Source organism: Enterobacter sp. BNK-8, assembly GCF_048685095.1.
Classification (GTDB): Bacteria; Pseudomonadota; Gammaproteobacteria; order Enterobacterales; family Enterobacteriaceae; genus Enterobacter; species Enterobacter quasiroggenkampii.
In genome coordinates, this window is sequence record NZ_JBLQTN010000001.1 from 1,601,953 (window position 1) to 1,625,281 (window position 23,329).

Consider the following 23,329-nt stretch of genomic DNA (forward strand, 5'->3'; position numbering starts at 1 on the left):
GAACGAAACAGGGGGGCAGCCATGCCCTCCAGGACCAGGAAAGTCTTCGGAATACGCCCATGAAAAAACTTCTTCTTATTGCCGCCCCTTTGTTGCTGTCAGGATGCAGCGTCTACAACCAGCTCCTTGAGCGCATGCAGACCGATACGCTTGAGTATCGCTGCGACGAAAAACCGCTGACCGTGAAGCTGAACAATCCACGCCAGGAAGCCAGTTTTGTTTATGACAATAAACTGCTGACGCTGAAGCAGGGCATTTCAGCCTCAGGCGCGCGTTACACCGACGGTATCTATGTCTTCTGGTCGAAAGGCGACAGCGCCACGGTCTACAAACGTGACCGTATTGTGCTGAACAATTGCCAGCTCGAAAATCCGAAGCGTTGAGATTTTTACAGGGGCGGCGCACAATAGCGCCACCCACTCTCAATGTCAGCTAACGCCATGTCAGATAACGACGAACTGCAGCAAATTGCGCATCTGCGCCGTGAATACACCAAAGGCGGCCTGCGTCGCCAGGATCTTCCCGCTGAACCCCTCGTGCTTTTTGAACGCTGGCTGAAACAGGCCTGCGAAGCGAAACTGGCCGACCCCACGGCGATGGTTGTCGCGACGGTGGATGAAAACGGTCAACCGTATCAGCGCATCGTATTGCTCAAGCATTATGACGAGAAAGGACTGGTGTTCTACACCAACCTCGGCAGCCGCAAAGCACACCATCTGGAAAACAATCCGCGTATCAGCCTGCTGTTCCCCTGGCACATGCTGGAACGTCAGGTCATGGTCACCGGCAAAGCGGAACGTCTCTCGACGCTGGAAGTGGTGAAGTATTTCCACAGCCGCCCGCGTGACAGCCAGATTGGTGCCTGGGTATCAAAACAGTCCAGCCGCATTTCCGCCCGCGGGGTGCTGGAAAGTAAATTCCTGGAGCTGAAGCAGAAGTTCCAGCAGGGTGAAATCCCGCTGCCGAGCTTCTGGGGTGGTTTCCGCATCCCGATTGAGCAAATTGAGTTCTGGCAGGGGGGCGAACATCGCCTGCACGACCGCTTTTTATACCAGCGCGAGAATGGCGGCTGGAAAATCGACAGACTGGCGCCGTAATCCCCGAAATTTGTTGATTTAAGCGCTAGCGCACACCGCGCTTGCGCTTTATTCTATGGTCCTTTCGCATCAGGCGAAAAGTCGTGTACCGGCAAAGGTGCAGTCGTTTATACATGGAGAATTTGATGGCAAGCAGTAACTTGATTAAACAATTGCAAGAGCGGGGCCTCGTGGCCCAGGTGACGGACGAGGAAGCGTTAGCAGAGCGACTGGCGCAAGGCCCGATCGCGCTCTATTGCGGCTTCGATCCCACCGCTGACAGCTTGCATTTGGGGCATCTTGTTCCATTGTTATGCCTGAAACGCTTCCAGATGGCGGGCCATAAGCCTGTTGCCCTGGTGGGCGGCGCGACCGGTCTGATTGGTGACCCAAGCTTCAAAGCCGCTGAGCGTAAACTGAACACCGAAGATACCGTGCAGGAGTGGGTCGATAAGATCCGCAAACAGGTTGCACCGTTCCTCGACTTCAACTGTGGCGATAACGCCGCGATTGCCGCGAACAACTACGACTGGTTTGGCAGCATGAACGTGCTGACCTTCCTGCGTGACATCGGCAAGCACTTCTCTGTTAACCAGATGATTAACAAAGAGGCCGTGAAGCAGCGTCTGAACCGTGACGACCAGGGTATCTCCTTTACCGAGTTCTCCTACAACCTGCTGCAGGGGTATGACTTTGCCTGCCTGAACAAACTGCACGGTGTTTCCCTGCAGATTGGTGGTTCTGACCAGTGGGGTAACATCACCTCCGGTATCGACCTGACCCGTCGCCTGCACCAGAATCAGGTCTTTGGTCTGACCGTTCCGCTGATCACTAAAGCAGACGGCACCAAATTCGGTAAGACGGAAGGCGGTGCGGTATGGCTCGATCCGAAGAAAACCAGCCCGTACAAATTCTACCAGTTCTGGATCAACACGGCGGACGCCGATGTTTACCGCTTCCTGAAGTTCTTCACCTTTATGGATATTGAAGACATCAACGCGCTGGAAGAAGAAGACAAGAACAGCGGTAAAGCGCCGCGCGCGCAGTACGTGCTGGCGGATGAAGTGACCAAACTGGTTCACGGTGAAGAAGGTCTGGCCGCGGCAAAACGCATTACCGCTAGCCTGTTTAACGGCACCCTGAGCGATCTGAGCGAAGCGGACTTCGAACAGCTGGCGCAGGACGGCGTGCCAATGGTTGAGATGGAGAAAGGGGCTGACCTGATGCAGGCGCTGGTGGATTCTGAACTCCAGCCTTCCCGCGGTCAGGCGCGTAAAACCATCGCGTCCAACGCCATCACCATCAACGGTGAAAAGCAGGCCGACCCGGAATACACCTTTGTTGACGGCGACCGTCTGTATGGCCGCTACACCCTGCTGCGTCGCGGTAAGAAAAACTACTGCCTTGTCTGCTGGAAATAAGTCACAGTCTTCAGGGGCGTGGGAAACCACGCCCCTTTTGTTTTTTAAGGGTTGGGTAAGCATAAAATGAAGAACATCCTCGCCATTCAGTCCCACGTTGTTTTTGGACATGCTGGCAACAGCGCAGCGGAATTCCCGATGCGCCGCCTCGGCGCCAACGTCTGGCCCCTCAATACCGTTCAGTTTTCCAACCACACGCAGTACGGCAAATGGACCGGCTGCGTAATGCCGCCTTCACACCTCACCGAGGTGGTGCAGGGCATTGCCGATATCGGCCAGCTCAAGCGCTGTGACGCCGTACTGAGCGGTTATCTTGGTTCCGCAGAGCAGGGGGAGCATATTCTCGGCATCGTACGCCAGGTGAAGACCGCTAACCCGTCGGCAAAATATTTCTGCGACCCCGTCATGGGCCATCCGGAGAAAGGCTGCATCGTGGCGCCGGGTGTAGCGGAGTTCCACGTCCGCCACGCGCTGCCCGCCAGCGATATCATTGCGCCAAACCTGGTTGAACTGGAAATTCTCTGCGAGCATCCGGTTAACAGCGTAGAAGAGGCCGTAAGCGCGTCTCGCGAGCTGATCGCGCAGGGGCCTGAGGTTGTGCTGGTAAAACACCTCGCGCGCGCAGGGCTAAGTCAGGATCGCTTTGAGATGCTGCTGGTGACGAAAGAGGATGCCTGGCACATCAGCCGTCCGCTGGTGGATTTTGGCCTGCGCCAGCCGGTGGGTGTGGGGGATGTGACCAGCGGCCTGCTGCTGGTGAAATTGCTGCAAGGGGCAACGCTGCGCGATGCACTGGAGCATGTTACTGCTGCAGTGTACGAAATTATGACGGCAACGAAAGAGATGCAGGAATATGAGCTGCAGGTGGTCGCAGCACAGGATCGAATCGCGAAGCCGGAGCACTATTTCAGCGCAACCCAGCTTTAAACGATGCCGGGTGGCGCTGCGCTTACCCGGCCTACAACACCCGTAGGCCCGTGCAAGCGAAGCGCCGCCGGGCGATATTAGCTAAGCCCTTCCGCTTTCAGCGCCGCAGCCACCGCAGGACGCTCTGCCACACGCTTCATATACGATGCAATGTGGTCTAACCCTTCCAGATTCAGCTTAACCGCACGCGCCCAGCGCAGCACGGTGAACAGGTACGCATCAGCGATCGTGAAGCGCGACCCGCCAATCCACTGCTCGTCTTTCAGCGATTCGTTAACGTACTGCAGCTTTTTCTCCAGCAGGGCGCGCAGGGTAGGCTTAAACTCTTCCGGCGTATCCGGGCGGAACAGGGGGGTAAAGCCTTTGTGCAGCTCGGTGGCAATGTAGTTCAGCCACTCCAGCGTTTTATAGCGAGAAATGGTACTGACCGGGGCCAGTAGCTGGCGATCGGGCACGCTATCGGCCAGGAACTGCATAATCGCCACGCCTTCGGTCAGCAGAGTACCGTCATCCAGCAGGAGCGCCGGAACTTGTCCTTTCGGGTTAATGGCAAGAAAATCATCGCCGTTTTCCAGACGTTTTTTCATCAGATCAACGCCATCCAGCGTGAAATCTTTGCCGCTCTCGCGCAGGGTGATATGGGAAGCAAGAGAGCACGCGCCCGGTTTGTAGAACAGTTTCATCGGTAACTCCTTTTCGCTGAGGTTTCAGCTATGTTAGTGCGCAAACGGATAAAAAAAAAGCCGCTAATAGATTAGCGGCTTCTGGTCAGTCGTTTCTCACGGATATCACGCGGTAGCGGTTTTGGTCGCCTTAGCGGTCTTGTCGTCGTCCTGAGTCATTCGATTCAGTTTCGGTGCAGTCAGCAGCATCAGAGCGGCAATAACGGCAGTCGCGATACCAATCTGCATGAACACGGTACCGTAGACGTTCAGAGAAACCAGTGGATCAGTGACGTTTTCCGGTACGGCCATCAGGTTCGCAATCTTGCCTGCGATAATGGCTGCACCCGCAGTAGTCAGGAACCAGCTACCCATAATGAAGCCCATCAGACGCTGTGGCACCAGCTGTGCAACCATCGCCAGACCCAGACCGGAGATCATCAGTTCGCCGATAGACTGCAGCGCGTAGCTCAGGATCAGCCAGTTAACGGATACGATACCGGCGTCGGTAGCAAATTTGGTACCCAGCGGCAGCACCAGGAACGCGCCGGAGCACAGCACCATACCGATAGCGAACTTGTGCGGCATTGGCAGACGGTCGCCCATTTTGTTGTAGATCGCGGCCAGAATCGGGCTACCAATCATGATCCAGAACGGGTTCAGCGCCTGATACTGCTCCGGTTCGAACGCAATACCCAGGATGGAGTGCTCAACGTTACGAATGGCGAAGAAGTTCAGAGAGGTTGGCATCTGGCTGTACAGTACGAAGAAGATAATCGCTTCCAGCATCAGAATGAACGCCACGATCATCTTACGGCGGGCAGCACCCTGCATGGCGAATGCTTCTTTCGCAAAGATGACCACGATACCCAGCGCGACCACGCCCAGAACGGCACGTGCGATGCCCTGGTTGTGCAGCAGCCAGGTGGCGATCGCCGCCAGGGCAACAACGCCCACAATGGTCGCCAGCAGTTTGCCCATATGCACAGGCTCGAAGTCCGGTTTTGAACCGTAGTTTTTAACCCAGCTGCGGCAGAACAGGAAGTTCACCACGGTGATCAGCATACCGACGAAGCTCAGCGCAAACGCCACGCTCCAGCCGAATTTTGCTGCAAGCCATGGGGTGGCCAGCATTGAGAAGAACGAACCGATGTTGATGGACATGTAGTACATGGTAAATGCACCGTCCAGACGCGGATCGTCTTTGCTGTAGCAGGTAGAGAGCAGGGAGGACGGGTTCGCTTTGAACAGACCGTTACCGACGGCAATTGTCGCCATACCCATATACACGACAGCGGCATCGTGCCCTGACCATGCAACCAGACCATAGCCAATTGCCAGGACAATGGCGCCCAGCATGATGACACGTTTAGTGCCAAGGACTTTATCGCCCAGCCAGCCGCCAATCGCGACCAGACCGTACACCAGAGCACTGAAGGAGGAGAACAGCGTGATGGAATCGGCTTCGGACATACCCAGCTGTTTCACCAGGTAAACTGCCATGATCCCTTGCAGGCCGTAATAACCAAAACGCTCCCATAACTCGATAGAGAAGATGAGATAGAACGCTTTTGGTTGTTTAAAAGCGTTAAGACTCACGCTTTCATCTGTTGGTTTATTGTTTGCAGTAGACACATATACCTCTTTTTTTACATCCCATATTAACGGGGGTGTTCATAGCGTGATGGCCGTAGTCCATACGCCTTATAGTTATATTGGGAGGAGAAACGGCGGGTAATGTTCACTATCCTGCCCCATCTGGCAATACGTTTGTAATAATCTGTTACATATATCTGGGGTGGTATAATCGTCGGTTCATACAAATGTTATTCAGCGTTAAATTTTATATGATGTGTAAAGGTAGTTTTTTCGACTGGCAGAGACCCGCCAGGATCGGTGTTTGGCGATATGTTCTGCTATTTGCCGTCTCTGGCAGTGATATAGCCCAAATTCTGAAAAATAGCTGGTCTTATCGTCGGTAAAAAAAGAAGAGTGTCTTGTCAGACAAAGGCTTTAGCTCGATTTTGACAACAAAAAAACAACATGAAGTTATCAGAGTGATCGCGATCACAGATGTATAGAAATTTTCGGCTATGAAAAAAGTATTAACCTGTTTGAGCGTTAAAGCACCGAACAAGTGACAGCCTGGGGGAGACGAAAGGCGAACAAATAACGGCCAAAAGAAGCGTGCACCATCACCCTTCTTTTGGTGTGGGGTTTTGTGGTTCAGGGATATACTTTTTCTTTGTATTCGCAGAGATCTTCAATAATGCAGGAGCCGCAGCGAGGCTTACGGGCAATACACGTGTAACGGCCGTGCAGAATCAGCCAGTGATGGCAATCAACCTTAAATTCCGCCGGAACCACTTTGAGCAGCTTCTCTTCGACCTGCTCGACATTTTTCCCCGGCGCAAAGTTGGTCCGGTTAGACACGCGAAATATATGCGTATCGACGGCGATAGTAGGCCAGCCAAACGCGGTATTGAGCACCACGTTCGCGGTTTTACGACCTACGCCCGGTAAGGCTTCCAGCGCAGCGCGGTCTTCCGGCACTTCGCCTCCGTGCTGTTCCAGCAGGATCCGGCAGGTCTTAATGACGTTCTCGGCTTTGCTGTTAAACAGGCCGATGGTTTTGATATAGGACTTCACGCCTTCCACGCCCAGCTCCAGCATGGCCTTCGGCGTATTGGCGACCGGATAGAGCAGGGCGGTGGCTTTATTGACGCTCACGTCGGTCGCCTGTGCAGAGAGCAACACCGCGATCAGCAGCTCAAACGGGGAGGTAAAATTCAGCTCCGTCGTCGGGTGCGGGTTCTCGTCCCGCAGACGGGTCAGGATCGCAATGCGCTTTTCTTTATTCATGAGGCCTTCTCGGGTGTCCCTTCCAGAACGCTGCGCTCAGCCGCGCGGCGCTTACGTTTCTCATCAATCAGGTATTTTATCGCCAGCATCATGCCAAGGCCAATAAACGCACCGGGCGGCAGCATCGCCAGCAGGAATGGCGTATCGGTGTGGAACACTTCAATGCGCAGCACTTTGGCCCAGCCGCCCAGCAGCGCATCTGCGCCGTCAAACAGCGTACCGTTGCCGAGGATTTCACGCAGGGACCCCAGCACGAACATGGCGCACGTGGCGCCCATGCCAATGGAAAATCCATCCAGCGCCGACATGGCTGGACTGTTTTTCACCGCGAAGGCTTCCGCACGCCCGACCACGATACAGTTGGTGACGATAAGGGGAATGAAGATCCCGAGCGACTGGTACAGACCGAACGCGTAGGCGTTAATCAGCATCTGAACAATACTGACCACCGACGCAATGATCATGACGTAAATCGGAATACGAATTTCCGACGGCGTCCAGCGGCGCAGGGCAGAGATGGAGAGGTTGGTCAGGGTCAATACCAGCGTGGTTGCCAGACCCAGACCGAGCGCGTTGGTGGCGGTGGATGTCACCGCCAGCAGTGGGCACATGCCCAGAAGCTGAACCAGCGCGGAGTTGTTTTTCCACAACCCCTGGACAATAACCTCTTTAACCTGGCTCATGATTACTCCTCACAGGCCGGAAGATTGTTGATTTGCGCGGGCAGCGTTTCAGCATACAGCCCGGCTCGTTTTACGGCATTCACCACCGCACGTGGGGTGATGGTCGCACCGGTGAACTGGTCAAACTCGCCGCCATCTTTCTTCACCGCAAACGCGGTGTCATCTTCACCATGGATCACTTTACCGGCAAAGTGCAAAATCCAGTCGCTCAGACGGGTTTCAATTTTATCGCCAAGACCCGGCGTTTCATGGTGTTCCGTCACGCGGGTGCCCAGTATGGTGCCGGAGAAATCGCTGCCCACAAGCAGCTGAATGGCACCGGAATAGCCGTCAGGCGCCGTCGCTTCCATCACTGCGCCGACCGGTTTATCCCCTTTGCGGGCAATAAAGAGGCGGTGCGGGCCTTTCCCAAGCTGCGGCGCGTCTACCACAAAGCAGCTTTTTTGCAGGTCGTTATCGTAGAAGTCGGACGGGATCACCTGATCGAACAGCGCCTTTTGCTGCTTCGAGGCCTGCTCTTCGATGGTCGTTTTGGTCAGCGCATTAACCAGCGCCGTCAGCCCTGTCAGCACCGCGGCGAAGATAGCCAGCGTGACGCCGTGTTTTTGCATCGTTTTTAACATGGCGAAACCCTTAGCGGTGACCGTACACGCGTGGACGCGTGTAATAGTCGATGAGCGGAACGGTAATGTTGGCGAGCAGGACGGCAAAAGCCACGCCGTCCGGGTAGCCGCCAAAGCTGCGAATGAGCCAGACCAGCAGGCCTGCCAGTGCGCCGAAGATCAGGCGTCCGCGGTTAGTCGTTGAGGCCGTTACCGGATCCGTCAGGATAAAGAAGGCACCCAGCATGGTCGCGCCGGAGAGCAGGTGCATCTGCGGGCTGGCCAGTGATTCAGGAGAGAATACCCAGCCCAGCGTGGCGCAGACCGCCAGCGTCACGAGGAAGCTGACCGGAATATGCCAGCGGATGGCTTTCTGTTGCAGCAGGAACAGGCCGCCCAGCAGATACGCCAGGTTGACCCACTGCCAGCCGGCACCCGCCAGCACGCCGCTGTAGATCGCCGATTTCATGATCTGCTCAACGCTGTGCCCGGCATGCAGGGACGTTTTAAAGGTATCAAGCGGCGTCGCCTGGCTGATACCGTCCACGCCCATACGCAGCGCGTTCATATCGGCACCGAGTGCCGTATGGCCGGTAAAGATCACGTGCAGAGCATCCATGAAGCCCGGAACCGTGGCCGCAATCTCGTGCGGTGGCAGCCAACTGGTCATCTGTACCGGGAAGGAGATCAGCAGCACCACGTAGCCAATCATCGCCGGGTTAAACGGGTTATGGCCCAGTCCACCATACAACTGTTTGGCAATGATCACCGCAAACACGGTGCCGAGGATCACCATCCACCACGGGGCAAACGGCGGGATACTGATAGCCAGCAGCAGGCCGGTCAGCAACGCGGAGTTATCGGCAAGAATGCGGGAGACCGCTGCCTTGCGCAGCTTAAGCACAAGCGCTTCCGCCGCCAGGGCGCTGGCGCAGCCCAGGATTATCTGAAACAGGGTTCCCCAGCCGAAAAACCAGCACTGAACGGCAATGCCCGGCAGCGCCGCCAGGCAGACCAGCATCATAATGCGCGATGTCTGGCGCTGATTGTGGGTGTAAGGGGAGCTTGCGATTCTGAAAACCATTTAATCCTCGTTAACTGCTTGCTGTGCGGCTTTCTTTGCCTGAACGCGCGCAATGGCGGCGGCGACGGCGGCTTTGCGCGGGTCATCGTTGGCGGCCTGCGGTTGTTCATCCTGCTGCGCCGCTTTGCGCGCTTTAGCGCGGGCAATCGCCGCTTCGACGGCGGCTTTACGCGGGTCGACCGGCGCTTCGGGTTCTGCGGTTTGCGTCTGCTGTGCCGCCTTGCGCGCTTTGGCACGGGCAATCGCCGCCTCAACGGCCGCTTTGCGAGGGTCGACCGCTTCCTGCTCAACCACCACGTTCTGCTCGCCGGCTTTGCGTGCTTTGGCGCGGGCTATTGCCGCTTCAACGGTGGCTTTGCGTGGGTCAACCTCAGCATCCGTCTGGGTCGTTTGCGCTTTTTCTGCCTGACGGGCGCGGGCCTGAGCTTTACGCGCTTCACGCGCAGCAATCGCTTCGCTGTTGTCCGGCTTCTCGCCGGCCGGGATCACCACAGGCTGTGCCGCAGTGGCTTTTTTCTCGCGAACGCGCGCCAGTGCGGCGTTAATCGCATCCTGATCTTTCTCGCCAGGCTGAACGGCGGCCTGCTTATGGCGCTCCTGACGGGCAATTTTTTCGCGTTCCAGTCGCGCCTGACGTGCTTCAAAGCGCGCTTTGGCTTCTGCCGCGCGTTTTTCTTCCATGGAGATGGCATAAATTTCCGCCTTCTCCTGGCGGAAATACTGCACCAGAGGAATGTTGCTAGGGCAGACCCAGGCGCAGGCGCCGCATTCGATACAGTCGGCCAGGTTATGGGCTTTCGCCTTGTCGTGCAGTTGGCCTTTGCTGTACCAGTACAGCTGCTGCGGAAGTAGATCCGCCGGGCAGGCGTCGGCACAGGCGCTGCAGCGAATACAGCCTTTTTCTTCCTGCTCTTCACCCATCTCGGTCGGGGAAGGGGCGAGCAGGCAGTTGGTGATTTTGACCACCGGCACATCGAGCCACGGCAGGGTAAAGCCCATCAGCGGACCGCCCATGATCACCATCTGGTCGCTTGACGGGCAAAACTCAGCCTGCTCCAGCAGGTGACGCACCGGCGTACCCAGACGCGCCCAGACGTTGCCCGGACGAGAGACCGCTTCCCCGGTCAGCGTTACCACGCGCTCGGTCAGCGGCTCGCCGTCGATTACCGCGCGCTTCACGGCGTATGCGGTCCCGACGTTCTGCATCAGCACGCCAATATCCGAAGAGCGTCCGCCGTGCGGAACCTGCTTACCGGTGAGAATTTGCGTCAGCTGTTTAGCACCACCAGAGGGGTACTTGGTCGGGATAACGCGCAGGCTAATATCGTGACTGCCCGCCAGCACGGCGCGCAGCATAGAGATAGCCTGCGGTTTATTGTCTTCGATACCGATCAGCACTTCCCGCGGCTGCAGAATGTGCGCGAGGATGCGGATGCCTTCCACCACCTGGGCGGCGCAGTCCTGCATCAGACGATCGTCGGCGGTGATGTACGGTTCGCATTCGGCGGCGTTGATAATCAGCGTCTGAATATTATCGCCACCGCCGCGCAGTTTGACGCCGGTCGGGAAGCCTGCGCCGCCGAGGCCGGCAACGCCGAACTGATGAATGCGCTCGATGAGCGCTTCGCGGCTATGGGAGCGGTAGTCGCTCCAGCCGTCACGGTCGATCCAGCGGTCTTCGCCGTCGGCTTCAATCATCACGCTCAGCTCTGAGAGCGCTGATGGATGGGCCACCGTATGGGGCGCGATGGCGACCACCTTACCGGAGGTGGGGGCGTGCACCGGCAGCATACGTCCGCGACCAAAGGTCAGCGGCTGACCGCGAAGAACCGTATCGCCTTCTTTCACGCACAGCTCACCCTCCGCGCCGATGTGCTGCTTGAGCGGCATAACGAAACGGGTCGCCAGCGGAATTTGACGCAGCGGCGTGCCGTTAGACTGGGTTTTCATCTCCGGTGGGTGAATACCCCCGTCAAAGTCCCAAATCTTCTCTTTTCTGAAAGCAGAAAATAACTTAAGCATGTTGTTCCACAGGAATATTGCGAACCGGAATGGTTTGAAGATCCCACTTCCAGCTTTCGGTAGTCGTTTCAACCGGGCGCAGCTCGATACATTGCGTCGGGCAGGGTGCTACGCAGAGGTTACAGCCGGTGCACAGGTCCGCCACCACGGTGTGCATGGCGCGCGTTGCGCCAACAATGGCGTCGACCGGGCAGGCCTGAATACATTTGGTGCAGCCGATGCAGTTCGCTTCGTCGATCACGGCCAGCGCGCGGACTGGCTCCTGCACATCCGCATCGCCGTCAACAGGCTGCGGATCAACGTTAAGCAGGGCCGCAATTTTCAACATCACCGCTTCGCCACCGGGCGCACAGCGGTTAATTTTTTCACCCTGAACCCCTACCGCTTCGGCATAGGGGCGGCAGCCCGGGTAGCCACACTGCCCGCACTGGCTTTGTGGCAGAAGCTCATCAATTTTCTCTACAACGGGATCGTCCTCTACCGCGAAACGGCGGGAGGCGTAACCCAGGATAAGGCCAAACACCAACCCCAGGACGCTGATAGAGGCGATGGCAATCCAGATAGCATTCATTACAACTTCACCAGACCACTAAAGCCCATAAAGGCCAGAGACATTAAACCGGCGGTCACTAGCGCAATCGCGTTACCGCGGAAGGGCGCAGGAATATCCGCTGCCGCCAGGCGCTCGCGAATAGAGGCAAACAGCACCATCACCAGCGAGAAACCGACGGCCGCAGAAAAACCATACAGCGCCGACTGCATAAAGTTATGGCCAAGGTTGATGTTCAGCAGCGCCACGCCGAGAACGGCGCAGTTGGTGGTGATCAACGGCAGGAAGATACCCAGCAGGCGATAGAGCGCCGGGCTGGTTTTGCGTACCACCATTTCGGTAAATTGCACCACCACCGCGATAACCAGAATAAAAGCCAGCGTACGGAGATAGGTTAACCCCAGCGGAATGAGGATCCAGGTATCAATCCACCACGCGCAGATGGACGCCAGCGTCATGACGAAGGTCGTCGCCAGCCCCATACCCATTGCCGTTTCCAGCTTTTTGGAAACGCCCATAAACGGACACAGGCCAAGGAACTTCACCAGAACGAAGTTGTTTACCAGCACGGTGCCGACAAAGAGCAGTAAGTAATCGGTCATTATTTAGCCTGAAATAAAAAAGCCGCCTATTATCGGACAAACACACGCAGGCGACAACAGGTTATCTGTAGGGTTATTACGGGTTCACGAAGGTGTTTTTCACCCGTGTCGAACGCTTGAAGTAGGGCACCAGCAGTGCCGCGGCCAGCAACGGGAAAAGCAGCTGACGAACGGCCAGCGCGTCTGAAACGGGCGAAAAAGCAAATGCCTTCACCGCCAGCAGGACCGAAACCAGCAGCCAGATAATGTAGTGCTTAGGCACATTCTTACGGCGCTTAAAGAAGGCGATGGTCAGCCACAGCGTGTAGTACCACATCCCGATCGCGAAAACGAACGACACAAACCACAAAGCAATATTAAGCACGCTTTGCGACATCAGGGTCTGGATGGCGTGGGGGGTAATCAGTGCGGTGGTATAAAGCAGCAGCGCAAGTGATGCGCTTAATAAGGCAACCAGCAGCCATGCCAGTGGGGCGATTAACCAGCCTCCAATGCGTTCTCCAGGCGTTGCGGTCATGAACTCTCCCATAATCTGCGCGAAATGTTGTACAGCCAGTTGGCAGGGCGGAGAGTATATAACATTTCGCGCGGATGGCTACTTTCTTATAAAACGTAACGCCATACGGACTTAGGCACTTCGCCGACGTTGAACAAACGACCACCGGAGACCAGCTCCGCACGGCGATGGTCAGCGGCGCGATACATATTAATGATGTCCTGATTATCCGACAGGGTGTAGTTCAGATGGTCAAACAGTTTTTCCAGGCTCTCAAGCGAATTGATCTTGCGAAATTTTAATAAATAGTCCTGAACTGTCATATTAATAAGTTTCCATATAAAAGTGAGTAATACCAGTTAAGGTAATTCGTTCGAATAATAAACGGATTAATAAAGACGTAAACAGCCCACTCAGGTAACGCGACGAAATTAGGAGTTTTCTTTGCTGAAATTCAGGCATCAGACGATGCCCGGAAGAGAAGGTTAACCGTGTTCACCAGGGCTGGCAATAAGTAACTGACATATTATGTCACTCTTTATTGCAGTAACCGGTTACTTAGGTTGAGCGGCGGTGACAGGCTCCGGCGGCTGGTAGTTATCGATATGGCTGGCAACGCCCAGCAAAATGACCGAAACCCCAAGGACAATCCATCCCGCTAATTCAATGATTCGATTAATAATTGACGTCATGATACGTAATTGTACTTTATCCATAAAGACAGGGCGCAAATGTTACAGCGACGTTTCCCTGACGGCAAGGGCTTTGGGAACGGTTCCCTTAAACAAAATCAGTAGGTTAATACTATGTAACAAAAACAATCCGTATAACCTGCTATTTTACGTCATAGGGCACATTATTAATCCGTGGTAATGCCAGGCTAGCCAGTGTGAAATAAGAACGTCATAACAGAGGATGGCACTATGAGTGATAATATCCGCGTTGGGCTTATCGGTTACGGGTACGCGAGCAAAACGTTTCATGCGCCTCTGATAGCCGGGACGCCGGGCATGGCGCTGGCGGCGGTATCCAGCAGCGACGCTGCAAAAGTCCATGCCGACTGGCCTTCCGTGCCGGTTGTCTCCGAGCCGAAACATCTTTTCAACGATCCCAATATTGATTTAATCGTTATCCCCACGCCGAACGATACCCACTTTCCGCTGGCAAAGGCCGCGCTGGAAGCCGGGAAACATGTGGTTGTCGATAAACCCTTCACCGTGACGCTGTCACAGGCACGCGAGCTGGATGCGCTGGCAAAGAGTCTGGGCAGGCTGCTGTCGGTGTTTCAGAACCGCCGCTGGGACAGCGATTTTCTGACGGTAAAACGGCTTCTCAGTGAAGGCACGTTAGGGGAGATCCTCTTTTTTGAATCCCACTTTGACCGTTTTCGTCCGCAGGTACGAAACCGCTGGCGCGAGCAGGCCGGCCCTGGCAGCGGCATCTGGTATGATTTAGCCCCGCATCTGCTGGATCAGGCCGTTAATCTTTTCGGTCTGCCGGTGAGCATGACGGTCGATCTGGCCCAGCTCAGACCCGGGGCGCAGACAACCGATTACTTCCACGCGGTGCTCAGTTACCCGCAGCGGCGGATTGTGCTGCACGGCACGATGGTCGCGGCCGCAGAATCTGCCCGCTATATTATTCACGGCACGCGCGGGAGCTACGTGAAGTTTGGTCTCGACCCGCAGGAAGACAGGCTGAAAAACGGTGAGCGTCTGCCGCAGGAAGACTGGGGCTATGATATGCGCGACGGCGTTGTCACGCGGGTGGAAGGCGAGGAGCTGGTCGAAGAGACCTTGCTGACGATACCGGGTAACTATCCGGCGTATTATGCCGCTATTCGCGATGCGCTGAACGGCACGGGAGAGAACCCGGTTCCGGCCAGCCAGGCGATACAGATTATGGAGCTGATTGAGCTTGGCATCGAATCTGCCAAACATCGCGCCACGCTCTGTCTGGCATAAGTTTTTGACGTTGTTGTAGGCCGGGTAAGGCGTAGCCGCCACCCGGCAAAAGGGTTTACGCGGTTGCCACCTTATCCCGCAGAGCCTGCTTCTCCGCAGGCGTCAGGAAGGCGATCTCCAGCCCGTTAATCTGCGCCTGACGGATCTGCTCGCGGCTCAACCCAGCCTGCGGAGCTGCGATGTTGTACTCGTGGATGATATCCACGCCCTGAACCGCCGGATCGTCCGTATTCAGAGAGGCCAGCACGCCGTGTTCAAGGAACGTTTTCAGCGGGTGCTGCGACAGCGATGCTACGGTGCTGGTCTGAATGTTAGACGTCAGGCACGACTCAATACCGATACGCTGCTCCGCCAGGAAATCCATCAGCGCGCGATCTTCGACCGCCTTCACGCCGTGACCAATACGCTCTGCGCCCAGCTCGCGGATGGCCTGCCAGATGCTTTCCGGGCCAGCCGCTTCACCTGCATGTACGGTAATGCGCCAGCCGGCATCGCGCGCGCGGTTAAAGTGGGAGAGGAACAGGCTACCCGGGAAGCCCAGCTCGTCACCGGCGAGATCGACGGCGGTGATGGCATCACGATGGGCCAGCAGCGCTTCCAGCTCCTGCAGGCAGGCGGCTTCGCCGAACGTACGGCTCATGATGCCGATCAGACGGGCCTGAACGTCGAAGGTTTTACACCCTTCGCGGACGCCTTCAATAACGGCTTCCACCACGCCTGCAATGGGCAGGTTGTGGGTCATCGCCATATAGCCCGGCGAGAAGCGCAGCTCGACGTAGTGCAGGCCGTTGCGGGCGGCATCTTCGATGTTCTCAAACGCCACGCGGCGGCAGGCATCCAGCGACGCCAGCATCTTCACGCCCCAGTCGAGTTTGCTCAGGAAGCTCACCAGGTCCGGTTCATTAGAGGTCACCTGTACGTGAGGGATCAAGGACTCAAGGGTCTGAGCAGGAAGCGTTAAATTGAACTGGCGGCCAAGATCGAGGATGGTTTGGGCACGAATGTTACCGTCAAGGTGACGATGAATATCAGTTAAAGGCAGGCGTGTATCAATCATGGTCGCACTCTTTTCTGGTTAAAGTGCGCCATATTATAAAAACAAAACGGGGTAAAAAGCTATTTGCGCAAGGGAATATTCCGTTGCGCAAGTTAATTACAGGAGCGTGTTAATCCCGGCGATGAGGCGTTGAACCCCTTGCTCCAGCTTTCTGCGCGGGCAGCCCGCATTTAAGCGCACGAAGCCATTTCCCTCTTTCCCGTAGGTATATCCCGGCATGATGGCGACTTTTTGCTGATCGATCAGCACTTTTTGCAGCGCCCGATCGTCAATGTTCAGCGGGCGCAGATCGATCCAGGCCAGATAGGTCGCTTCCGGTGGCTGCCAGTTCAGTTTCGGAAAAGCGCGGTTTACTTCCTGCGCAATATACGACAAATTCCCTTCGAGATAACCCCGCAGGGCATCCAGCCACGGCTCCCCCTGCTGGTAGGCGGCGATATGCGCCGTCAGCGCCAGCACGGAAGGGGAAGAGAGCCCGTCCCGTCCTTTTAGCGCGCTGAGATAGCCGTTACGACTCTCTTCATCGCCGATCAGGCCGTAAGCCCCGGTCAGCGCCGGAATGTTAAAGCTTTTCGAGCCGGAGGTCAGAAGCGCCCATTTGCCCCGCGCCACGGCGTTCCACGGCGTGTGACGATGTTCTCCCCATACCATGTCCATATGGATTTCATCGCTGATAACCGCCACGTCATGGCGTGCGCACAGTTCCGCCATGTGCGTCAGCTCATCCCGCGTCCAGACCTTGCCGGTCGGGTTCTGCGGGCTGCACAGCAGCAAAATTTTGTTTTCCGGTTTCGCCAGCGCCGCTTCGAGGGCTGCCATATTGCCCTGCCAGCCTGCAGCCTGCTTTTCCATCTCAACCGCCACAACACGACGCGCGTTACCCTCAATGGCTTTATAAAACGCATCGTAAGCCGGGGTGTGGACCACCACGCCGTCGCCGGGGGTTGACCAGAGGCGTATCAGTTCAGAGATCATGTAGATGACTGACGGACCATAAACCACGCTTTCAGTATCAATCCGGCTGTTAAAACGCTGCTGGAACCAGTGCGCGACGGCGGCGAGAAACTCGTCGTTTTTCCAGCGACTATAGCCAAACACGCCGTGATGAATGCGCTGATGCAGCGCGTCGATTATGCAGGGGGCGGTGGCGAAATCCATATCCGAGATGGTGAAGGGCAGCAGATCGTCCGCGCCAAAACGGTCGGCGACGTAGTCCCACTGCGTACACCAGGTGCCGTGTCGATCCACGACGGTGGAGAAATCAAACATGCTTAAATCCTTAACGTAAAACCCCCTCATGGTGAGGGGGCGGAGGCATCAGGCTTCAACTGTTCGCATCAGGGTTGCCAGCTCATCTTTCACTGACTGTACCTGCGGGCCGATAACCACCTGCAAATTGTGCTGATTTAACTGTACCACGCCGATGGCCCGGTTGGCTTTCAGGGCGTTGGTATCCACTTTTGACATATCCGCCACCGACAAACGCAGGCGGGTAATGCAGTTATCCAGCGAGGTGATGTTCTCCGCACCGCCCAGCGCCGCCAGAATGGCAGGAGTGTTGTAGCCGGATTTGCCCACGGTACCGGCAACCGCCTGTTCCACGCTGGTGGCCGTATCGGTATCGCGGCCTGGCGTTTTCAGGTTAAAGCGGGTGATGGCGAAGCGGAAGATCCCGTAGTACACCACGAACCAGATTGCCGCCACGACCGGAACCAGATACCACTTGGTGGAGAGGCCGTGCAGGATCCCGAAGACCACGAAGTCAATCACGTTGCCGTCGGTGTTACCGATGGTGACGCCCAGCACCGCCATCACGGTAAAGCCCAGACCGGTCAGCACAGCGTGAATCAGATACAGCACCGGCGCAACGAACAGGAACAGGAACTCGATAGGCTCGGTGGTCCCGCCCACGACGCAGGCGATCACGCCGGAAATCAGCAGGCCTTTAATTTTATGACGGTTTTCCGGACGCGCACAGTGGTACATCGCCAGCGCGGCACCCGGCAGGCCGCCGAGGAAGGCAGGCATTTTACCCTGAGACAGGAAGCGGGTGGCGCTTTCAGAGAAACCGTGGGTAGTCGGGCAGCTCAGCTGCGCCTGGAAGATGGTCAGCGCACCGCTCACGTCGTGACCGCACACCTCCATCGTCCCGCCCGCTTCGGTGAAGCGAATCAGGGCCACCAGGATATGCTGCAGGCCAAACGGCAGCAGCAGACGCTCGCCGGTACCGAAGATCATCGGACCGAAATCTCCCGCGCCGTTGATGATGCGGCCAATGCCGTTGATGCCCATCGCGAAAACTGGCCAAATCAGCGGAATGATCAGACCAAACAGGCCCATCACCACCAGGGTGATAATCGGTACAAAGCGGGTACCGCCGAAGAAGGCCAGGGCATCCGGCAGACGGATATTGTGGAAGCGTTCGTGCAGCATCCAGATAATCACCCCAGCGATCACCGCCCCGAGGATCCCTGTATCAATAGACTGGATACCAATCACGCTCTGAATGTTGTTAGCTTTCAGCACGGCAGCATCGGTGGTCGGCAGAATGCCTTTCGCGGTCAGCCAGAAGTTAACCGCGAGGTTCATCACCGCGTAACCCACAAAACCGGCAAACGCCGCGACGCCTTTGTTCTCGCGGGCCAGGCCCAGCGGGATTGCAATACAGAACATCACGGGCAGGAAACTAAACGCGAAGGAGCCGACTTTACTCATCCAGATAAAGATCGCCTGCAGCACGGGGGTGCCGAGGAACGGGATCAGCGTGATGACGTCTTTACTACTGAGGGAGCTGCCGATACCCAGCATGATCCCGCAGAACGAGAGGAGTGCCACGGGCAGCATAAAGGTTTTACCCAGTTGCTGGAAAAATTCCCACAGCGATATTTTTTGTGCTGCTGCTTTCGCCGTCATAAAACGACTCCTTTATTGTTAAAATCAGTTTGTCTGCTTCAATGCTGCGAGAAGATAAAACGTTTTATCAAAGTTTAGTGCGCGCTAAATCACATTCTCAGGCTTTGACTGGTAGTATAAAGATAACGTATTGATAAAACGTTTTACCGATCTCATTTTTCAGGGAGTCACGCCAACACATGGCTGTAGCGAAAAAAGTCACCATCAACGATGTCGCGCTGGCGGCGGGTGTTTCCGTCAGCACCGTTTCTCTGGTACTGAGCGGAAAAGGGCGCATCTCTCCCGCGACCGGTCAGCGGGTGAACGAGGCGGTTGAACAGTTGGGCTTTGTGCGTAACCGCCAGGCGTCGGCGCTGCGTGGTGGGCAAAGCGGGGTGATTGGCCTGATTGTTCGTGACCTGACGTCACCGTTCTATGCGGAGTTAACCGCCGGCTTAACCGAAGCGCTTGAAGCGCAGGGGCGGATGGTCTTTCTGCTGCATGGCGGTCGCGAGGCCGATCAGCTGCTTTCCCGGCTCGATATGCTGCTGAACCAGGGGGTGGACGGGGTGATCGTCGCCGGAGCATCGGGCGTGGGCAGTGAACTGTGCGAGCGCGCCGCCGAAAAAGGCGTGCCGCTGGTGTTTGCCTCGCGCGCCAGCTATCTCGACGAAGCCGATACGTTGCGTCCGGATAACATGCAGGCCGCGCAAATGTTGACCGAGCATCTTATTCGTCGTGGGCATCAGCGCATTGCCTGGCTGGGCGGTAAAAGCTCGTCCCTTACCCGCGCCGAGCGGGTCGGCGGCTATTGTGCGACGCTGATTAAATACGGCCTGCCGTTCCACAGCGAGTGGGTTGTTGAGTGTGAGTCCAGCCAGAAGATGGCGGCGGAAGCGATAGGCGCGCTGCTGCGAAGCAGCCCGACCATCAGCGCCGTCATTTGTTATAACGATGTGATCGCCATGGGCGCCTGGTTTGGCCTGATCCGCGCCGGGCGCCAGAGCGGCGAGGGCGGGGTGGAAACCTTCTTCGGCCACCAGGTGGCGCTGGGGGCGTTCGCCGACGTCGGTGAAAATGCCCTCGACGACCTGCCGATCGTCTGGGCCACTACCCCTGCGCGGGAGATGGGTTACACCCTGGCGGACAGAATCATGCAGCGTATCGACAATGCGGATGTGCAGGCTGGGCACCAGATTGTGGCGGCGCGGTTAGTGACGGTGAAATAATATCGCCCGTCGGCGCTGCGCTGGCTCTGAATCGTAGGCCGGGTAAGCGTCAGCGCCACCCGGCAATAAAAAACCCCTCATGCGAGGGGTTTTGACGTTTACTGCTGAGGCGCCGCCGGTTCGGCTGGCGCTGCCGGTTCAGCCGGTTCCGGCATCCCCAGAGCAGGCATACCAAACATGCCGACGAAGTCTTCCAGCGGCATTTTGTCGCCGTTGAGCGTGACCTGGCCGTTGGCGTACTGCAGGCTGGTGGAAATCGTGTTGTTGTCCACCTTCGTGATGCGGAACATCTGGCCCATTGCCGCCAGACCTTTCACCTGCTGGTTCGCCAGCTTGCCGGCATCTTCATCGCCGTAGCCTTCCAGTTTCGCAATCTGGGTCATAAACTCGGTCGCCATATCCATCGGGATGGTCAGCTTGCTGTCGAGCGACTTCACGCTGCGATCCACTTCCTGCGCCAGCGTCTGCGGTTCACCCGTTGCAGTGGCCGGATCTTTCAGGAACAGAGACAGGTTGAAGCTGGTTTCGCCTTTGCTGTTTTTCCAGCTCAGCGGCGCAACGGTGATCACCGGCTCGCCTTTCAGCAGGATCGGCAGGTTGTTGAACAGTACCGCCATCGCCTGCTGCTGGTACACTTCCGGATTCTGCTGCAGTGCGGTATCGGTAAGCAGCGCCTGGCTCTCTTTGCTGTATTTCTGGCTGAATTCGTGCCACGCCTGGCCGTCGATATTGCCGATCTTCAGCGACAGTTTGCCGGTGCCCAGATCCTGATTCTGTACTTTCAGGCTCTTCAGCGTGTAATCCAGCTGGGTATTGATGCTCTTACCGTCTTTGGACACGTCGGATTTTCCGTTCACGTCCATGCCTTCCAGCACGGCCATCTCTTTCCCTTCAACCGCAATGGCAACTTTATCGAGAGACAGTTTCTGATCGCCGATACGCTCTTTGAAATCGGTCATGCGGCTGTTGCCGTCGGCTTTCAGGTTGTTGAAGGTGAGCTGAACTTTTTGATTGTATTCGTTTACGGCGTTGACCAGGCCGCTTTCCGCTTCACCCGTCAGAGAGAACACGTTTCCGTCGCGGTCCGCGTCAAGTTTGAAGTGACCGCCGCTAAAAGCGACTTTCTCATTCTCTTTCTCGTAGTTCAGCGCTTTCAGGGCAATATCAGAACTCGTGTCACCGGCATAGCTGATGCGGGTGTCGATCTCGAAAGGTGAGGTATTTTTGGCCAGGTCGAACAGCGGTTTGGTGACGTCGTTATTCACCAGGACCGTGTGAACGGACGCCATCGACGGGATCAGATTAAAGGACTTCAGCTGCGCCAGCGGGAATGGACCGTGGCTTACCACTTCATCCAGCACCACGCTCTGGCCCGGTTTCAGCCAGCCGTTTTCCGTACCGGCAACCGGCTTCACCACAACCTGCATATGGCTGGTAAACACACCGCGCTCATAGTTCTGGTAGCTCAGCTCAAGGCCCGCTTCCGGCGCGCTGCGCTTAATCTCTCCGTTAGCCTGCGCCACCATCTCAGCCAGACGGCCTTCCAGCTGTTTCCCGGTAAACCAGGAGGCACCCGTCCAGACCACGCCTAACGCTACAATCACTCCTACCGCTACGACCGATTTTTTCATTGCGACTATCCCTAAAATGAAACCAGGCGGTAAAAACCGCCTGGAGATATTAAGCCTGCAACTAGCTTAGCAAGAGTTGTTAAAAAAATCAGTAAGTCCCTAATACCCGTCATACTTCAAGTTGCCTGTGCGTTGGCTTTCCTCGCTCACCCCAGTCACGTACTTATGTACGCTCCTGGGGATTCGCTGCGTCGCCGCCTTCATGCAACTCGAATTATTTAGGGTATAGCTTATTGAAAACGCGCGCCAGGCGGCCGGTGCCACTTACGCTAACCGGAGACTCATTGGCAGCAACGAATGCTGACTCACCGGGCTTAAGCACCAGACGCTGTTCGCCTTTGTGCAGCGTCGCTTCGCCTTCCACGCAGAACAGGATCGCCGCGCTCTCCTGAGCCACAGACGTTTCGGCGCTGCTCAGGTCGTGCAGGGAGAAGGCAAAATCGTCCACCGGAATCGGGAAATCCAGCTCTGCGCCGTTTTTCACCGGCTGAGTCAGCAGCTCTGCGGCAGGTTTCGCCACAAACTTCACGTTGGCAACCAGCTCGGGGATGTCGATGTATTTTGGCGTCAGGCCCGCGCGCAGCACGTTATCGGAGTTGGCCATCACCTCCAGCGCCACGCCCTGAAGGTAGGCGTGCGGGGTTTCAGCGAACAGGAACATTGCTTCACCCGGATTCAGCTTCACCACGTTCAGCAGCAGAGGGGAGAACAGGCCGCTGTCGTCCGGATAGAATTCGGAAATCAGACGGATGGTCTCCCACGGTTCACCTTGCTGGCTGTCAAGAGCGGCTTTCAGCACCGCCAGGGCGTGGGACTTCTCTTCACCCTGCATATTCAGCAGGCTGGCAAACAGCTGGCTCAGCGCGTCGGCATTCGGGTTTTCAAGGAAATGCGCGATAGCGTTATGGGCACCCGCGACCGGCTGCAGCAGGGAGATAATTTCTGAAAACTCGCGGAACGCGTTCATCGCCAGGAAAGGCGTCAGCGCGAACACCAGTTCCGGCTTGTGGTTAGGATCTTTGTAGTTACGCTCGGCGGCGTCTAACGGAATACCTGCCGCGTTCTCTTTCGCAAAGCCGATTTCAGACGCTTGCTTGTTCGGGTGAACCTGGATGGAGAGCGGCTGGTCTGCGCACAGCACTTTAAACAGGAACGGCAGTTCGCCAAAGCGCTGAGCCACCTTGTCGCCCAGCAGCGCGGCTTTATCGGCCTCTATTACGTCACGCAGGCTGCGCACCTGGCCGCTGGCGTCTTCAATTTTTGAGCTGCTCTTCGGGTGCGCCCCCATCCACAGTTCTGCCATCGGCAGGTTGTTCGGGTTCGCGATACCGTAGAGATCCGTTAACGCAGTTTTACTTCCCCAGGCGTAGTTCTGCACTGAGTTAATGAGTTTTTGCATTATCAAGCCCTGATTCAATGATGGAATTAACTCCGGGTATTAAAGCAATAAACCACATGGAAGTAACCTGTGGATGTAAAAAGTCGTACTAGTCTCAGTTTTTGTTAAAAAATTGTGTAGGATAAGCTGACTCGCTTTTAAGCCGGGCAGCGGAACATCTGCCCTGAATA

Annotated in this window: 23 protein-coding genes; 6 read left to right on the forward strand and 17 right to left on the reverse strand. The window is 56.4% G+C overall.

The features are described from left to right. Positions 1–59: 59 nt before the first annotated feature. The 4 genes from mliC to pdxY all read left to right on the forward strand — a co-directional run bounded on the left by mliC (position 60) and on the right by pdxY (position 3,424). Positions 60–383, forward strand: coding sequence for a C-type lysozyme inhibitor (mliC, locus tag ACMGGU_RS07745; RefSeq protein ID WP_025758348.1), 324 nt, complete (start codon positions 60–62; stop codon positions 381–383). A 57-nt stretch (positions 384–440) separates the two neighbouring features. Beyond that, a complete protein-coding gene (pdxH, locus tag ACMGGU_RS07750; protein ID WP_008500575.1) occupies positions 441–1,097 on the forward strand; it encodes a pyridoxamine 5'-phosphate oxidase in 657 nt (218 codons plus the stop codon). Positions 1,098–1,222: 125 nt separating this feature from the next. Continuing rightward, positions 1,223–2,497 (forward strand): tyrosine--tRNA ligase, encoded by a 1,275-nt coding sequence (tyrS, locus tag ACMGGU_RS07755; RefSeq protein ID WP_008500574.1) that lies wholly within the window; start codon positions 1,223–1,225, stop codon positions 2,495–2,497. 66 nt (positions 2,498–2,563) lie between these two features. Beyond that, a complete protein-coding gene (gene pdxY, locus ACMGGU_RS07760) occupies positions 2,564–3,424 on the forward strand; it encodes a pyridoxal kinase PdxY (RefSeq protein ID WP_420300379.1) in 861 nt (286 codons plus the stop codon). 77 nt (positions 3,425–3,501) lie between these two features. Here pdxY and gstA read toward each other — a convergent pair whose 3' ends face one another. The 12 genes from gstA to blr form a co-directional block, all read right to left on the reverse strand. Beyond that, positions 3,502–4,107: a glutathione transferase GstA gene (gene gstA, locus ACMGGU_RS07765; RefSeq protein WP_025758353.1), complete on the reverse strand. Its 606-nt coding sequence runs from the start codon at positions 4,105–4,107 to the stop codon at positions 3,502–3,504. Positions 4,108–4,212: 105 nt separating this feature from the next. Continuing rightward, positions 4,213–5,721, reverse strand: a complete 1,509-nt coding sequence (dtpA, locus tag ACMGGU_RS07770; protein ID WP_045910333.1) for a dipeptide/tripeptide permease DtpA — start codon at positions 5,719–5,721, stop codon at positions 4,213–4,215. 591 nt (positions 5,722–6,312) lie between these two features. Continuing rightward, the gene (nth, locus tag ACMGGU_RS07775) at positions 6,313–6,948 is read right to left on the reverse strand and encodes an endonuclease III (protein WP_008500570.1); all 636 of its coding nucleotides are present in this window, start codon (positions 6,946–6,948) and stop codon (positions 6,313–6,315) included. After that, entirely contained in the window at positions 6,945–7,631 is a 687-nt protein-coding gene (locus ACMGGU_RS07780) for an electron transport complex subunit E (RefSeq protein ID WP_063621463.1), read from the reverse strand. Before ACMGGU_RS07780 ends, nth begins: the two co-directional genes overlap by 4 nt. Before the next feature lie 2 nt (positions 7,632–7,633). Next, on the reverse strand, positions 7,634–8,254 hold the full coding sequence (rsxG, locus tag ACMGGU_RS07785; protein ID WP_167212932.1) for an electron transport complex subunit RsxG: 621 nt from the start codon (positions 8,252–8,254) through the stop codon (positions 7,634–7,636). Between the two features lie 10 nt (positions 8,255–8,264). Continuing rightward, a complete protein-coding gene (gene rsxD, locus ACMGGU_RS07790) occupies positions 8,265–9,317 on the reverse strand; it encodes an electron transport complex subunit RsxD (RefSeq protein WP_024909350.1) in 1,053 nt (350 codons plus the stop codon). Then, the gene (rsxC, locus tag ACMGGU_RS07795; RefSeq protein WP_420300380.1) at positions 9,318–11,339 is read right to left on the reverse strand and encodes an electron transport complex subunit RsxC; all 2,022 of its coding nucleotides are present in this window, start codon (positions 11,337–11,339) and stop codon (positions 9,318–9,320) included. Further along, positions 11,332–11,910 (reverse strand): electron transport complex subunit RsxB, encoded by a 579-nt coding sequence (gene rsxB, locus ACMGGU_RS07800; protein WP_032651615.1) that lies wholly within the window; start codon positions 11,908–11,910, stop codon positions 11,332–11,334. Before rsxB ends, rsxC begins: the two co-directional genes overlap by 8 nt. Further along, positions 11,910–12,491 carry an electron transport complex subunit RsxA gene (gene rsxA, locus ACMGGU_RS07805; protein ID WP_008500564.1) on the reverse strand — a complete coding sequence of 194 codons (582 nt, stop codon included), beginning with the start codon at positions 12,489–12,491 and terminating at the stop codon, positions 11,910–11,912. Before rsxA ends, rsxB begins: the two co-directional genes overlap by 1 nt. A 76-nt stretch (positions 12,492–12,567) precedes the next feature. Next, positions 12,568–13,008 (reverse strand): DUF2569 domain-containing protein, encoded by a 441-nt coding sequence (locus ACMGGU_RS07810; protein WP_045910336.1) that lies wholly within the window; start codon positions 13,006–13,008, stop codon positions 12,568–12,570. 86 nt (positions 13,009–13,094) lie between these two features. Beyond that, positions 13,095–13,310 carry a transcription modulator YdgT gene (ydgT, locus tag ACMGGU_RS07815; protein WP_013096896.1) on the reverse strand — a complete coding sequence of 72 codons (216 nt, stop codon included), beginning with the start codon at positions 13,308–13,310 and terminating at the stop codon, positions 13,095–13,097. Between the two features lie 231 nt (positions 13,311–13,541). Beyond that, positions 13,542–13,667: a division septum protein Blr gene (gene blr / locus ACMGGU_RS07820; RefSeq protein WP_196364997.1), complete on the reverse strand. Its 126-nt coding sequence runs from the start codon at positions 13,665–13,667 to the stop codon at positions 13,542–13,544. A gap of 243 nt (positions 13,668–13,910) precedes the next feature. Here blr and ACMGGU_RS07825 point away from each other — a divergent pair, with 243 nt between their 5' ends. Further along, positions 13,911–14,951, forward strand: coding sequence for an oxidoreductase (locus ACMGGU_RS07825; RefSeq protein ID WP_420300381.1), 1,041 nt, complete (start codon positions 13,911–13,913; stop codon positions 14,949–14,951). 55 nt (positions 14,952–15,006) lie between these two features. Here ACMGGU_RS07825 and add read toward each other — a convergent pair whose 3' ends face one another. The 3 genes from add to malX form a co-directional block, all read right to left on the reverse strand. Further along, complete coding sequence (add, locus tag ACMGGU_RS07830; RefSeq protein WP_420300382.1) at positions 15,007–16,008, reverse strand: adenosine deaminase; 1,002 nt, start codon at positions 16,006–16,008, stop codon at positions 15,007–15,009. Between the two features lie 96 nt (positions 16,009–16,104). Next, on the reverse strand, positions 16,105–17,277 hold the full coding sequence (locus tag ACMGGU_RS07835; RefSeq protein ID WP_420300383.1) for a MalY/PatB family protein: 1,173 nt from the start codon (positions 17,275–17,277) through the stop codon (positions 16,105–16,107). A gap of 48 nt (positions 17,278–17,325) precedes the next feature. Continuing rightward, positions 17,326–18,921, reverse strand: a complete 1,596-nt coding sequence (gene malX, locus ACMGGU_RS07840) for a maltose/glucose-specific PTS transporter subunit IIBC (RefSeq protein WP_420300384.1) — start codon at positions 18,919–18,921, stop codon at positions 17,326–17,328. Positions 18,922–19,100: 179 nt separating this feature from the next. On the opposite strand from malX, the gene ACMGGU_RS07845 reads away from it, so the two are divergent. Further along, positions 19,101–20,129: a Mal regulon transcriptional regulator MalI gene (locus ACMGGU_RS07845; RefSeq protein WP_252073457.1), complete on the forward strand. Its 1,029-nt coding sequence runs from the start codon at positions 19,101–19,103 to the stop codon at positions 20,127–20,129. A 98-nt stretch (positions 20,130–20,227) separates the two neighbouring features. Here the strand turns inward: ACMGGU_RS07845 and ACMGGU_RS07850 are convergent, their stop codons facing one another. Both ACMGGU_RS07850 and manA read right to left on the reverse strand, forming a co-directional pair. Further along, entirely contained in the window at positions 20,228–21,760 is a 1,533-nt protein-coding gene (locus ACMGGU_RS07850) for a YdgA family protein (protein ID WP_262764160.1), read from the reverse strand. Positions 21,761–21,974: 214 nt separating this feature from the next. Further along, the gene (gene manA, locus ACMGGU_RS07855) at positions 21,975–23,159 is read right to left on the reverse strand and encodes a mannose-6-phosphate isomerase (protein WP_196346201.1); all 1,185 of its coding nucleotides are present in this window, start codon (positions 23,157–23,159) and stop codon (positions 21,975–21,977) included. Between the last annotated feature and the right edge of the window lie 170 nt (positions 23,160–23,329).

Excerpts from the sequence above, each read along its gene's own strand:
- nth (WP_008500570.1), bottom strand. The coding sequence starts at position 6,948 with ATGAATAAAGAAAAGCGCATTGCGATCCTGACCCGTCTGCGGGACGAG.
- tyrS (WP_008500574.1), top strand. The coding sequence starts at position 1,223 with ATGGCAAGCAGTAACTTGATTAAACAATTGCAAGAGCGGGGCCTCGTG.
- add (WP_420300382.1), bottom strand. The coding sequence starts at position 16,008 with ATGATTGATACACGCCTGCCTTTAACTGATATTCATCGTCACCTTGAC.
- rsxB (WP_032651615.1), bottom strand. The coding sequence starts at position 11,910 with ATGAATGCTATCTGGATTGCCATCGCCTCTATCAGCGTCCTGGGGTTG.
- ACMGGU_RS07825 (WP_420300381.1), top strand. The coding sequence starts at position 13,911 with ATGAGTGATAATATCCGCGTTGGGCTTATCGGTTACGGGTACGCGAGC.
- pdxH (WP_008500575.1), top strand. The coding sequence starts at position 441 with ATGTCAGATAACGACGAACTGCAGCAAATTGCGCATCTGCGCCGTGAA.
- rsxD (WP_024909350.1), bottom strand. The coding sequence starts at position 9,317 with ATGGTTTTCAGAATCGCAAGCTCCCCTTACACCCACAATCAGCGCCAG.
- rsxA (WP_008500564.1), bottom strand. The coding sequence starts at position 12,491 with ATGACCGATTACTTACTGCTCTTTGTCGGCACCGTGCTGGTAAACAAC.
- ACMGGU_RS07845 (WP_252073457.1), top strand. The coding sequence starts at position 19,101 with ATGGCTGTAGCGAAAAAAGTCACCATCAACGATGTCGCGCTGGCGGCG.
- ACMGGU_RS07780 (WP_063621463.1), bottom strand. The coding sequence starts at position 7,631 with ATGAGCCAGGTTAAAGAGGTTATTGTCCAGGGGTTGTGGAAAAACAAC.
- ACMGGU_RS07810 (WP_045910336.1), bottom strand. The coding sequence starts at position 13,008 with ATGACCGCAACGCCTGGAGAACGCATTGGAGGCTGGTTAATCGCCCCA.
- rsxG (WP_167212932.1), bottom strand. The coding sequence starts at position 8,254 with ATGTTAAAAACGATGCAAAAACACGGCGTCACGCTGGCTATCTTCGCC.
- ACMGGU_RS07850 (WP_262764160.1), bottom strand. The coding sequence starts at position 21,760 with ATGAAAAAATCGGTCGTAGCGGTAGGAGTGATTGTAGCGTTAGGCGTG.
- ydgT (WP_013096896.1), bottom strand. The coding sequence starts at position 13,310 with ATGACAGTTCAGGACTATTTATTAAAATTTCGCAAGATCAATTCGCTT.
- ACMGGU_RS07835 (WP_420300383.1), bottom strand. The coding sequence starts at position 17,277 with ATGTTTGATTTCTCCACCGTCGTGGATCGACACGGCACCTGGTGTACG.
- manA (WP_196346201.1), bottom strand. The coding sequence starts at position 23,159 with ATGCAAAAACTCATTAACTCAGTGCAGAACTACGCCTGGGGAAGTAAA.
- gstA (WP_025758353.1), bottom strand. The coding sequence starts at position 4,107 with ATGAAACTGTTCTACAAACCGGGCGCGTGCTCTCTTGCTTCCCATATC.
- malX (WP_420300384.1), bottom strand. The coding sequence starts at position 18,921 with ATGACGGCGAAAGCAGCAGCACAAAAAATATCGCTGTGGGAATTTTTC.
- pdxY (WP_420300379.1), top strand. The coding sequence starts at position 2,564 with ATGAAGAACATCCTCGCCATTCAGTCCCACGTTGTTTTTGGACATGCT.
- rsxC (WP_420300380.1), bottom strand. The coding sequence starts at position 11,339 with ATGCTTAAGTTATTTTCTGCTTTCAGAAAAGAGAAGATTTGGGACTTT.
- mliC (WP_025758348.1), top strand. The coding sequence starts at position 60 with ATGAAAAAACTTCTTCTTATTGCCGCCCCTTTGTTGCTGTCAGGATGC.